Source organism: Mucilaginibacter sp. P4_G9, from assembly GCF_056400985.1.
In genome coordinates this window covers 1-12,486 of record NZ_JBFUKF010000148.1, presented here as the reverse complement: position 1 = coordinate 12,486, position 12,486 = coordinate 1, and the positions used below count along the sequence as shown (strand labels likewise).

12 protein-coding genes and 1 pseudogene are annotated in these 12,486 nt (G+C 44.3%); 9 read left to right on the top strand and 4 right to left on the bottom strand.

Translation table 11 applies throughout. The features are described 5' to 3' along the window. From AC1DPZ_RS14025 to AC1DPZ_RS14005, 5 genes are all read left to right on the top strand, one after another. The coding region (locus AC1DPZ_RS14025) for a hypothetical protein (RefSeq protein WP_477404343.1) at nt 1-1,292 on the top strand (1,292 nt) is incomplete at its 5' end. Nucleotides 1,293-1,317: 25 nt separating this feature from the next. Beyond that, entirely contained in the window at nt 1,318-2,337 is a 1,020-nt protein-coding gene (locus tag AC1DPZ_RS14020) for a hypothetical protein (protein WP_477404341.1), read from the top strand. 429 nt (nt 2,338-2,766) lie between these two features. Continuing rightward, nucleotides 2,767-3,081, top strand: a complete 315-nt coding sequence (locus tag AC1DPZ_RS14015) for a ferritin family protein (RefSeq protein WP_477404339.1) — start codon at nt 2,767-2,769, stop codon at nt 3,079-3,081. A 12-nt stretch (nt 3,082-3,093) separates the two neighbouring features. After that, nucleotides 3,094-3,615, top strand: a complete 522-nt coding sequence (locus AC1DPZ_RS14010) for an O-acetyl-ADP-ribose deacetylase (protein WP_477404337.1) — start codon at nt 3,094-3,096, stop codon at nt 3,613-3,615. A gap of 138 nt (nt 3,616-3,753) precedes the next feature. Continuing rightward, entirely contained in the window at nt 3,754-6,609 is a 2,856-nt protein-coding gene (locus tag AC1DPZ_RS14005) for a hypothetical protein (RefSeq protein WP_477404335.1), read from the top strand. Between the two features lie 495 nt (nt 6,610-7,104). On the opposite strand, the gene AC1DPZ_RS14000 is transcribed toward AC1DPZ_RS14005, so the two are convergent. The 3 genes from AC1DPZ_RS14000 to AC1DPZ_RS13990 all read right to left on the bottom strand — a co-directional run bounded on the left by AC1DPZ_RS14000 (nt 7,105) and on the right by AC1DPZ_RS13990 (nt 9,445). Next, a complete protein-coding gene (locus tag AC1DPZ_RS14000) occupies nt 7,105-7,887 on the bottom strand; it encodes a copper homeostasis protein CutC (RefSeq protein WP_477404333.1) in 783 nt (260 codons plus the stop codon). A gap of 6 nt (nt 7,888-7,893) precedes the next feature. After that, complete coding sequence (locus AC1DPZ_RS13995; protein ID WP_477404331.1) at nt 7,894-8,913, bottom strand: glycosylasparaginase; 1,020 nt, start codon at nt 8,911-8,913, stop codon at nt 7,894-7,896. A 115-nt stretch (nt 8,914-9,028) separates the two neighbouring features. After that, entirely contained in the window at nt 9,029-9,445 is a 417-nt protein-coding gene (locus tag AC1DPZ_RS13990; RefSeq protein ID WP_477404329.1) for a putative signal transducing protein, read from the bottom strand. A 56-nt stretch (nt 9,446-9,501) separates the two neighbouring features. Between AC1DPZ_RS13990 and AC1DPZ_RS13985 the strand changes: the two genes are divergently transcribed. The 4 genes from AC1DPZ_RS13985 to AC1DPZ_RS13970 all read left to right on the top strand — a co-directional run bounded on the left by AC1DPZ_RS13985 (nt 9,502) and on the right by AC1DPZ_RS13970 (nt 12,081). After that, nucleotides 9,502-10,467: a helix-turn-helix transcriptional regulator gene (locus AC1DPZ_RS13985; RefSeq protein ID WP_477404327.1), complete on the top strand. Its 966-nt coding sequence runs from the start codon at nt 9,502-9,504 to the stop codon at nt 10,465-10,467. 95 nt (nt 10,468-10,562) lie between these two features. Then, nucleotides 10,563-11,009, top strand: coding sequence for an EVE domain-containing protein (locus tag AC1DPZ_RS13980; protein WP_477404325.1), 447 nt, complete (start codon nt 10,563-10,565; stop codon nt 11,007-11,009). 13 nt (nt 11,010-11,022) lie between these two features. After that, nucleotides 11,023-11,445, top strand: coding sequence for an SRPBCC family protein (locus tag AC1DPZ_RS13975; RefSeq protein ID WP_477404323.1), 423 nt, complete (start codon nt 11,023-11,025; stop codon nt 11,443-11,445). 168 nt (nt 11,446-11,613) lie between these two features. Further along, complete coding sequence (locus tag AC1DPZ_RS13970; RefSeq protein ID WP_477404321.1) at nt 11,614-12,081, top strand: GyrI-like domain-containing protein; 468 nt, start codon at nt 11,614-11,616, stop codon at nt 12,079-12,081. Nucleotides 12,082-12,303: 222 nt separating this feature from the next. Here the strand turns inward: AC1DPZ_RS13970 and AC1DPZ_RS13965 are convergent. Beyond that, nucleotides 12,304-12,486: pseudogene (locus AC1DPZ_RS13965) on the bottom strand (dihydroorotase); the annotation flags it as partial.

The following is a 12,486-nucleotide window of genomic DNA, read 5'->3' as shown; positions in this document are numbered from 1 at the left end:
TGTCAGGTTCAATCAAAGGAACCATGCTTGCAGGCAAAACATATACCATATCCGGCGATGTTACCATTAATGCTACTGATACACTTTTAATTCAAAAGGGTGTTAAAGTAAATGTTACCAATTCGGCTACGTTTATTGTAAAGGGCACGTTGGTTAGTTTAGGTACAAAAGATGCTCCGGTTACTATAACTGATCCGCGCAGATCCAAAACTACAGGTAATTCAACAGCAGCAACAGATTCTGCCTATGCGGGTGGCTGGGGTGGTATATACGCCGATGTAACCTGTAACTTATTGGTAATTAAATGGACCCACCTTGATTTTGCAGGTGCAGGTTTAAAATCTCCTCCGTTCACCGGCCCATCTACAGGCGACCAATATGCCATTTACTGGCAAAATCCGAACGGAAACTTTATTTTAGAAGATTCATGGATATATGGTACACCTGATGATGCTGTTCGTTTTTACGGTGGCCACATCAACATGATGAGAAACACATTAGAAAAATGTGGCGGCCTTGGCGGCGACGGCTTTAATGCCAAAGGCGGTACCCAGGGTAACATGGCCTATAACCTGATCATCGGCGGAGCTACCAATGGAACAAAATCTGCTAATGATGGTGCAAAATCATCAATTCAGTGCCAGATAGCCATGTACAATAATACTTATGTAAATGGCGGTTTCAGAAACCATGGTGTATATGGTGCCCGTAGCGGATCTGTTGAGGTGGAGAACAACTCAAGAGCTTTGGCTTACAATAACTTAATTGTTGATTGTGATTTTGGTGTGCGTATAGCAGGTGGTAATAATGTTACAGCTAAAGTATACCTGGCCGATACATTAACGCATGCTGATGGCCCTATAACCAAAACGGCCTACGGTTACAACTTTTATTATGCAGATAATGCAGCCATTGCCGGTCAGTTTGTACCTACCAACATAGCCCAGGCCGTAGTTACACATCCACAAGCAACTGATATTCCAAATATGAAAGCCTTTTTAGGTGCATCATACATATTTGGTTTCAAATATGATGGATCATCATTAGTAGGGAAAAACAATCCATCGTTTGTAAACTATCCGCTTCCAAATTTAAATTTTGTAAACCAGGCATCTGTTGACGGTTTCGATTTTCATCTGCAGTCGGGTTCCCCGGCAATTGGCAAAGGTTATACAGGTTTTACTGCCATAACAAATGTTCCTGTTAATCCTAACTTCGGTTCAAGCGAAATAACGCCGCCAGGAAAAGATATTGGTTGCTACCAGGCAGATGGTACCGGTAATCATCACTAATCGCATATTTTAAATAAAGCTTAATATGATAACCCCATTTAATGTAAACAGTATAACAAAATACATTAAATGGGGGTTATTTTGTTTTTTAATACTTGTTGCAGCTGCATGTAAAAAAACAGCTAATACAATGGTGGCTACCCGGGATACCATAGCCATAAAGCCACCTGTAACACCGGTTACTTTTTTATCTCCTGCCTATGATCCGGCTTCGCTGGATACCACTAAGCTATTTAACCCGGTGCCGGTAACTAATCATCTTTTCAGGACAGATTTGGTAGAGATATCCGGGATAGCGGCAAGCAGGGCAAATCCGGGATTGTTGTATATCCATAATGACAGCGGCAATCCTAATCAGGTGTATCTTACTGATGTGACCGGTGCAGATAAAGGGACACTAACTTTAACACAGGAAAGTAACCGGGATTGGGAAGACATTGCCGTTGGCCCTGGCCCAGTTGCCGGGAAAAGCTACATTTACGTTGCCGATATTGGCGATAACGATGCTAAATACAAAACCATACTGATCTACCGTTTTCCTGAACCCGATTTAACAGGCAAAACACTGCCCGTTACGCTGGATATAAATGAGGTGGATAAAATTGAGCTAAGATATCCGGATGGCTCCCGTAATGCCGAAACCCTGATGATCGATCCGCAAACAAAAGATCTTTACATAGCAAGTAAAGAAAATAATGTTTCAAAAATTTATACTGCAAGGTATCCCCAAAATACCACCGCAATAACTACGTTAACTCCGATAGTTAAATTGTTGTTTAATAAAGCTACAGGTGGGGATATTTCTGCCGACGGAACCGAAATTTTGCTCAGAAATAAAGAAGCTACCTGGTATTGGAAGTTATCCGCCGGCACCTCAATATCGGCCGGCTTACTTACAAAGCCACAATATGCGCCTTATTTTAATAACGAACCACAAGGCGAAGGGATAGGTTTTGCCGCTGATGGCTCGGGATATTACACTGATACCGAAGTAAGGGACTATCCGGGAACATTGGCGACAATTTCTTTTTATAAAAGAAACTAACCGGGCAAACTTTATTTAGCCTTTTGTCTCCTCAGGGTCTCTCGCAGAGGACCCTGAGGCCGTTTGCAAAGTATAAGACTATGCAGTTGGACCTGCATGGTTCCTCTGCGAGAGACCCTGAGGGGACGAAATGTATTAAGTTAAGAGGCTGATAGGCTGCTCCAGAGGAGCAAAAGCTTGGTAGCACAAATAAATATCATTTTTGCGTGCCAGAGGTACGCTACCTGAGGTTCCGTACCTCTGGCACGGAGCTTCATTTTTGCTTTTTTGCTACAAAGCTATCCCCCCGCTGTGGGAGAAATTCATTAACTTAATTGAATTGAGGAGACCCTGAGCGGACTAACGTTTACATAATCCATAATCCTTCTAAATATCCATCCGCCCAAACAAAACCAGTACATCGTGTTTTTATTAAATAAAAAAAGCATTATGTCATTTGACCAATACCACGAACCCGCAAACGAGCTATCTGCCGAAACCCGCACCTTTGCCCGGATGATTGTATCACTTACCGAAGAAGCCGAAGCCATTAACTGGTACGAGCAGCGCATTGCCGTTGAAACCGACAAAGACGCCAAAGCCATTATGCAAAACGCCCAGCAGGAAGAGTTTAAACATTTTGGCATGGATCTTGAATTTTTACTGCGCAAAAAACCGGTATGGCGTACCACTTTAAAAGCCATCCTGTTTCAGAAAGGTGATATTGTTGAACTTGGCTCAAAAGGCGAAGAAGCTGCAGAATAAAATCATTTTACCATGACCGAAGAAAGAATAAAACTGGTACAGGGCGATATCACCAAAATTAAGGCTGATGCCATAGTGAATGCTGCCAATACCTCACTATTAGGCGGCGGAGGTGTGGATGGCGCCATACATCGCGCGGGCGGTAAAGCTATATTGGAGGAGTGTATCCAAATCCGTAACCGGCAGGGTGGCTGCAAAACCGGCGAGGCCGTAATTACTACCGGCGGCAACCTGCCCGCCAAATATGTGATCCATACGGTTGGGCCGGTTTATAACAATGGCGGTAAGGGCGAAGATGCTTTGCTGGCTTCTGCCTATTTAAACAGCCTGAAACTGGCTGCCGAAAACCATGTGGAAACTATTGCTTTTCCCAACATCAGCACAGGCATCTATCACTTTCCCAAAGAAAAGGCTGCCGCTATCGCCATAAAAACCGTTCAGGATTTTTTGGCAGAGAATGAAAGCATTAAACAGGTAACTTTTGTTTGCTTTGATGATGAGAATTGCGGCATATATTCGGACCTGCTGAAGTAAAGCTTTCAGGCAAATGCGCTAAGAAGAAATCAGCGAATCCCTTTGCGTCTCTGCGTCTTTGCGCGAAAACCTTGGCATTGCTCTCCGGGGCACACCGCTGTTGTTTAAATAGCAAATTGTACCTACTTTCATCCCCCGATGAACAAATACCCCGCTGCCTGTAAAAATTTACAAAAACTACTGTTGCCTTTACTGCTTTTAACAGCAAGCTTTGCCGGTGCCCAGGAGTTTGGCGGCAACCCGCCATCAATTAAATGGAAACAGGTAAATACACCAGCAGCTAAGGTTATTTTCCCTGCGGGGATGGATTCGGTGGGTATAAAAGTGGCCAATATTGTACAGCAGATGAACGGGCTGGTAAAGCCAACCATTGGCTATAAGCAAAAGCAGATCAGCATTGTTTTGCAAAATCAAACTACCATTGCCAACGCCTATGTTGGGCTGGCGCCTTTTAGGAGCGAGTTTTTTTTAACTCCCGAACAAAATAGTTTTGATATTGGCAGCCTGCCCTGGACAAGTCAGCTGGCCATTCACGAGTACAGGCATGTGCAGCAGTATAATAATTTTAATGTAGGCCTGTCGCGCTTTCTGCATATCCTGTTTGGCGAGGGCGGGCAGGCTTTGGGTAATGATCTGTCGGTACCCAACTGGTTTTTTGAGGGCGATGCCGTATTTAACGAAACCCATGTAAGTTCGCAGGGCAGGGGGCGTTTACCTTACTTTTTTAATGGTTACAGGGCTCTATGGGCTGCAGGTAAAAATTACAGTTACATGAAGCTGCGCAATGGCTCGTACCGCGATTATCTGCCCGATCATTATCCGCTGGGTTATATGCTGGTAGCCTATGGGCGCGAAAAGTATGGTGATAACATCTGGAAGAACGTTACACATGACGCGGCAGGTTTTTATACTCGGTTCTATCCTTTTCAAAGGGCGATAAAAATGTATACCGGTACAAGCTTTAAAGCATTTACGAGCCTGGCATTTGATAATTTTAAAGCCCGGTTACAGGACGATGCCCRGAACATAAATGCCGAACCTGGTTTAAAAATTCCTAAACATTTTGATGCCAACAGGGAATACCCGGCTTTTGTGAACGATAGTACGCTCATCTATATGAAAAGCAGCTATGATGAGATCCCAGCATTTGTAGTAAAAACGGGTAATAGTGAACGTAAGATCGGTACCCGTTCATACTCGATTGATAATTACTTTGATTACCACGATAGTAAAATAGTATATGCTTCCTACCGTTCAGACCTGCGCTGGGGTTATCGCGATTATAGTGAGCTGATGCTGCTTGATGCTAATACCGGCCAGGAGCGCCGCATTACCCAAAAAGCCAAGTACTTTGCGCCTGCTTTTAGTGCCGACGGTAAAAGTATAGTAGCAGTACAGGTTAATCCATCGGGTGCAAGCCAACTGCATATATTAAACACTGACGGTAACTTGCTTAAAACGGTACCAAACCCGCAAAAGCTATTTTATACCTATCCGAAGTTTTACAAAGATGGCGAGCTGATCTCTGCAGTGAGGAACCCCGAAGGCAAAATGAGCCTGGCCCTTATTAATAAGGAAACAGGCGATACCAGGTATTTATTGCCCTTCACTTTTAAGCCGATAGGTTTTTTAGCGGTTAAAGGAGACTCTGTATATTTTACAAACGTAGTTAATACGCAGGACAGGTCATTTGCCCTGATGATAAACAGCAACAGGCTTTACGAATTACTGCCAGCTGCCAACAGTTTGGGAATAGGCAATTATCAGCCCGCCATATCTGCCCATAAAATGGCCTGGGTGGGCTTTACAGCTGCAGGGTATCAAATAACCGAAGCAAATAAAAAAGACCTGAAATGGATTGACGCCGGTGATTTATACGCAAACACAAGCTTACCCGGGTTTGGTATTTTGGCTTTGTCTAAAGATTCATCGGCCAATATGCTGGCTGCGGTGGTTGATAAACCGCTGCCGGTTACCAATTATTCCAAAGCGCATGGACTGTTCAATTTTCACAGCCTGATCCCCAACATCAGCGATCCCAACTATTCCTTTGCCATTACCGGCCAGAATGTTTTAAATACCCTCCAATCCGAGATTTCCTTTGATTATAACAGTAATGAGGGTTATAAGCAATTAGGCTTTGCAGCCGTGTATGGCGCGTTATTCCCTTACCTCTCGGCCGGGGTTGATTATACGTTAGACAGGCGCGGCTTTACCAAGGGCAACTACGTATACTGGAACGAAACCCAGTTGCATGGCGGTTTGCAGGTACCGCTCACTTTTTCGGCAGGTAAACACTTTACCGGCCTCACCTTGGGCAGCGACCTGTATTTTAACCGTACCAGTTTTCAGCAGCCTTATTCGGCTCAATTTGCCGACAGGAGCTATACTTATTTAAACAATTACATTTCATTTGGTAACCAAACCCAGCGGGCTAAAAAAAATATATACCCCATGTTTGCGCAAAACATTAGTGTAAACTATAAAACGGCAATTGCGGGCACCAGCGCTACCCAGTTTTTGGCATCGGGCACATTTTACTTCCCCGGCCTGGTAACCAACCACAGCTTTGTGATTAGCCTTGCGCACCAGCAAAAGGGCAAGGATAATGTAATCAGTTACTCCAATGATTTTCCGTTTAGTAAAGGCTATACCGCCCAGAATTTAGATGATATGAATAAGGCCGGGCTTGCCTATCATTTCCCGATAGCCTATCCCGATGCCGGTTTTGGCAATATTGTATACCTGCTGCGCATGCGCGGGGCCTTGTTTTTTGATTATACCCACGCCTCATCCGATAATTTTTATACCGATGGCAGCAGATTTAAGCAAAACTTCCGCTCGGCAGGGGCGACGCTGTTTTTTGATACCAAGTTTTTTAACCAAAACAGCATATCGTTCGGCATAAGATATAGCCGCCTGCTGGATGAGGATTTTTTTGGCGGAACCGGCAGGAACAGGATAGAGCTGGTTTTACCGGTAACGTTTTTTTAGGAATCCAGAGATAAAATCAAGATTTATGCCACACCGTCATACGAGTGATCATCAGGGGTGACCTGGAAAAAACAGTAATGACATGTATGGATACCACAATCACCTCGTGATCGTCATTGCGAGTATCCACCAGGATGATCCTGGAAAAAATGGGGATGACTTGTTTACTTATGCGAATAATTGGCCTGTCACCCTGAGCCTGTCGAAGGGTCGCGCGCAGAGGCCTTCACCCGCTATGCTTCGACAGGCTCAGCATGACAGCCCTTTTTTAACAATCATTCTACTTCTCACAACAAGAAATATCTTTAAATATAGACTGATAATCAGCTACTTGAAAGCACGTCATTATAAGGAGGTACGACGAAGCAATCCCCAAAATACAGATCGGATTTGCACAGCTACTCTGTAAATCGGGGATTGCTTCGTGCCTCGCAATGACGGGTTTTAAGTGTCCTTTGTCTTGGTTCTAACTTCCTGACAACCCCTCGCTTCGCCCTAACTATTAGCCACTTCAATCAATTTCTTCACCCGGCCCACATCGGTAACATCGGTGGTAAACTCATCGGCAGAGGCATTGCTCATCAGGATATGATCGTTTTGGTATTGCATTTTACTGTGAACGGATACACGGGCCGATGAATGCACTTCGGTAACTTTGGTAAAATGAACCAGGTCGGCAACGTTGGTTTCGCTTACGCCGGCGCCGGGCATAATGCTGATGCGCCCTGCTGCCTTTTCTACAAGATGGTTTAAAACGTTAACGCCTTCTATAGCCGAGCTTTTTCCTCCCGAGGTAAGTATCCGGTCGCAACCTATCTCAATAATGTCTTCAAGGGCCTGGTACAGGTCGTTACACATGTCAAAAGCCCGGTGGAAGGTAACGCCCAGACCCGATTGTTTGGCCAGGCGCACCATTTCGAGGCAGCGTTCTTTATCAACGGTACCATCGGGCTTAAGTATGCCAATTACTACGCCGTCGCAACCTGCTTCAATACAGTAGCGTATTTCGGCCATCATGATATCATATTCAAGGTCGGTATATAAAAAATCACCGGCTCTTGGTCGTATCAATACATAAAGTTTTATATGGAGCAGCTTACGGGCCACCAGGATTTGTCCGTGCGATGGGGTAGTACCGCCTTCCTTTAAATTTTCGCAAAGCTCAACCCGCACCGCGCCACCCTCCTGGGCCGCCACAGCCGATATAGCAGAATTGGCGCAAACTTCAAGCGAAACGCGATTGAGTGGTTTAGACTCCTGATTTTTGGTTTTGGACATGTAATACTATTTAGTAGCTGGGTAATAACTCTTGCCCGGTATTAATAAATCCTGTTGTTTAGCGTTACAAACGGCAAACGAGAAGCCGCTTTGTATAGCATAAGCGCCGTACTCGCCTTTTTTATTGATGGCTAAAAAACCTACCTGGATCTGCTTCGCGGTATCAGGTTTCTTTTTAATAATGCGGTGAACAGCCTCTTTGCAGGCATCCTCGGGCGATAAGCCCTGGCGCATTAGCTCAACCACCAGGAAACTGCCTACGTTCCGGATCACTTCTTCGCCTACACCTGTTGATGTAGCCCCGCCAACTTCGTTATCAACATATAAGCCGGCACCAATAATGGGACTGTCGCCAACACGGCCATGCAGCTTAAAGGCCATGCCGCTGGTAGTACAACCGCCGGATATATTGCCTTTGGCATCAATGGCCAGCATACCAATAGTATCGTGGTTGTATTTATCACCGGCTTTACGGCCGTTTTCAATATTCATTACCGGGCTGTATTTGGCTGTTTTAAGCCATTCTTTCCAGATCTTTTCAGATTCCGGGGTTAATAGTTTTTCTTTTTTCATACCATGCTCTACCGCAAACTGGGTAGCGCCTTCGCCAACCAGCATTACGTGAGGGGTTTTTTCCATCACCAAACGGGCTACCGATATGGGGTGGGCTATGTCTTCCATAGCAGCTACGGAACCACAGTTGCCAAACTCATCCATGATGCATGAATCCAGCGTTACATGCCCGTCGCGATCGGGCAAGCCGGTACGGCCAACAGTATGGCTACTGATGTCGGTCTGCTCGGGTATGCGGGCACCGGCCTCTATCGCATCCAGCGCACGACCGCCTTTTTCTAAAGTTTTCCAGGCCTCTTTATTGGCATAAATCCCAAAATCCCAGGTAGATATAACTATAGGTAAAGCAGGATTGGGTTTTAATGAAATAGTTTCTGCTATGGCTGAGTTTGAAATTGCTGCCAGTGAGGCGCCTGCAGCTGATATTTTGATGAATTCGCGGCGGTTATACATACCGCTAATATAGTTAAATCGGGTAAAAAATAAAGCGATTGTAGGTGTTTTGATACAATAGAAGCCTAAAGACCGATAGCCTTATCAATCCTCAGGGAGTGCAGGCCTGGGGCTCTTACTCAAAATCCTGCTGGCAGTTAAAACAATGCCAGGCTTTATCGTTAACAAAGGGCAATATCGCCGAAATAAGCGATGCAAACTTACCCGGATCGGTAGGGCCAACGTTGGTTGAGGCACAGAACGGGCAAATAACCGCATTGTTGGTTTCTTCGTCTATCTCAATACGATCCTGGTCATGCAAATCGCCCTCGGCAGCCAGTATAGCGCGGCAACGTTCAAGGTCGCGTTCAAATATTTTTAGTTTAATACCGCCAATCGCCTGGTTGTAAATAGGGTTTGCGGTAATGGTATTTTCATCGGCAATAAAACAGGGAATGCCATTATCTTCCAGTTTGGTGCGTATAATATGCGCCAGCATAACATCATAATAATTTTCAAATGTTATAATCTTATCGTTTTGTTCGGCTGCCATAATGGTAAATGAAATAATTATACAAATGTAGCGTGTTTTTTGCTTAATTTGATACTATGAACCGCATCGACCGCATTTCGGCAATTTTAATCCAGTTACAATCGCGCAGGGTAGTAAAGGCCGGTGATATTGCCGAACGCTTCAATATCAGCCTGCGTACGGTTTACCGGGATATCAGAACGCTTGAAGAGGCCGGGATTCCGCTCATTGGTGAAGCCGGTGTAGGCTATTCTATTATGGATGGCTACCGCCTGCCGCCTGTAATGTTTACCCGCGAGGAGGCCACCGCCTTTTTAACTGCCGAAAAATTTGTTGAAAAACTCACCGATGCCACAACAAACGCCCAGTACCAATCGGCCATGTACAAGGTGAGGGCGATACTAAAAACAACCGAAAAAGACGCGTTGGAGAACCTTGATGGCAGCATTGAGGTAATGAAGAGCAGCCAGAAACGCACGGGCAATAATAATGATCATATCCAAACCATACTGGATAGCATTATTAATAAAAAGGTTTTATGCATTGATTACTTTGCCTGGCACAGCCAGGAATTTACCCAACGCGATGTTGAGCCGGTTGGTGTAGTTTACCTTGATAGCTACTGGCACCTGATAGCCTTTTGCCGGCTCCGTAACGATTACCGTGATTTTAGGATAGACAGGATCCGTAAACTGGTAGTTACCGATACAACTTATAACAAAAGCAAACATCCAACCTTAAAGGCTTATATAGCTCAAACCGCCAAAGAAAAGCAACTGGAAATGGTGGTGATTAAGGTGGATAAGGAGATTTATAATTACCTGGATCATCAAAAGTATTACAGCGGTTTTGTATCCGAGAAAACCATCGGCAACAAAATCGAGATGACCTTTTTAACCACGTCAATTGAAGGTTTTGCCCGCTGGTTCATGATGTTTGGTGATAGAGCCGAAATCATCAAACCGGATTCCTTAAAAGACAGGGTTTGTGCAATCATCATGGCCATTAGTCAAAGAAATTTGCAGGAAACAGATCTCTACTGACATACTGCTGTCACTCCCCGGTTATTTCTTTGTGCTGCAATCAAAAAATAATGCTGTTGTGGCTATGTTTTTGCTTGTAATTAATCTTCAACACTATGAAATATTGGATAACCGTAGTTTCAAAAGATCATATTAGCCGTGGCGTAGCCGGTGGTTTTATACAGGCTAATCATGGCAAACAAGGGCCGCTTACAAGCATGGCTACCGGCGATTGGGTGATCATCTACTCGCCCAGGCAAACAATGGATGGAACCGAACCGTTACAGGCTTTTACGGCTATAGGAAAAGTTGCCGGGGATGAGATTTATCAGCATAAAATGAGCGAGGATTTTATCCCGTACCGCCGCAATGTTACCTACTATCAATGTGAGGAAACACCTATTGTTCCGCTGGTAAATGAGCTAAGTTTTATGCCCAATAAAAAATCATGGGGGTACCCGTTCAGGTTTGGTTATTTTGAAATAAAAGGGCACGATTTTGAGCTGATAAAACAGCACATGATTAATGATGAACCAATACCTGTAAATAATAATAACCAATAAAAAATTTTACATTATGACAAAGTTAACAGTGAACACCGAGATTAAATTTAAAGCACCCGCTGCTAAAGTATGGCAGGGCCTTACCGACCCGGCAATGGTAAAAGAATATTTTTTTGGTACCAATTTAGAGTCGAGCTGGAAGGTAGGGGAGCCTATTACATTTAGCGGCGAATGGGAAGGTAATAAATACCAGGATAAAGGCACCATCCTTGAAATAGATCCCGGTAAGTTTTTAAAGTACAGCTATTGGAGCAGCATGGGCGGCACCGAAGATAAGCCGGAAAATTACGCCAACATAACCTACAAGCTGACCGAAAAAGATGGCGTAACAACGCTTGCCATTACGCAGGATAATGTAAAAGACGAGGCCGCCAAAGAACATTCGGAACAAAACTGGCAGGGCGTTTTTGAGGGTTTAAAAAAGATGATTGAGTAGATGTGCAGATTTCAGATGTGCAGATTTCAAATTTCAGATGTGCAGATTTTTGAATGCACATGAAGTTTCATTTGCACATCTGAAATCTGCACACCTGCACATTTACTTTAATTAATATGCATAAAAAATTGATTAAAAGTTAATTATATATCAGTATAACAAATAGTAATGACAGAATTAATAGGGAATACACATATAAAGGGTTTCTTTTTAGAAGGAATCCCGGTGCGGACGACGAATCAAAACGGCCAGTCGGCAAAGGACATTGGGGAACTTTGGGGGAGGTTTATGGAGGATAATGTACTGCTGCAAATTGAAGACCGCCTAACCGACGAGATCTACTGCGTTTATACAGATTATGAAACTGATCATACCGGCTTTTATACCGCGGTATTAGGCTGCAAGGTAAGTTCACCGGATAACATCCCCGAAGGGCTAATCAGCCTTACCGTGCCCCCTGCAACCTATGTAAAATACCTGGCCAAAGGCCGCCTGCCGGATTGTGTTGCCGAAACCTGGCAGCAGGTATGGGGCAGTAGTCTCAATCGTGCTTACATTGCTGATTTTGATGTTTGGGGAGCCAAAGCGCAAAATCCTGAGGATGCCGAGGTGGAGGTTTATGTGGGAGTGAAATAGTATTTTCCGCGTGCCACTGCCTACCCATGGCGTGTTTACAAAAAACCTTTTTGTCATGGGTAACGCTTGAAGCATCTATTATTCGCTATGCCTTTTCGCCCTGTACAGTCTGCGAATAGATCCTTCAAGCGTTCAGGATGACAAACCTTTACAGCTATAACGATTACTTTCTGTTGTAAAGAAAATTCTGTAATGCTCAAATTCTCTAAATTTCAACCCTGTTTACCTGTTAAAATTCAGTCGTTTACCTGCGTTACCTTCAACTAAGCTACCGTTGGCATAGGCTACATTGCCTGATACCAGGGTATAAGCTATTTTTGAGCGGAAGGTAGTATTTTCAAATGGGCTCCAGCCGCATTTGTATAAAATGTTGCTCTTGTTCACGTTCCATGGGTTATCCAGATC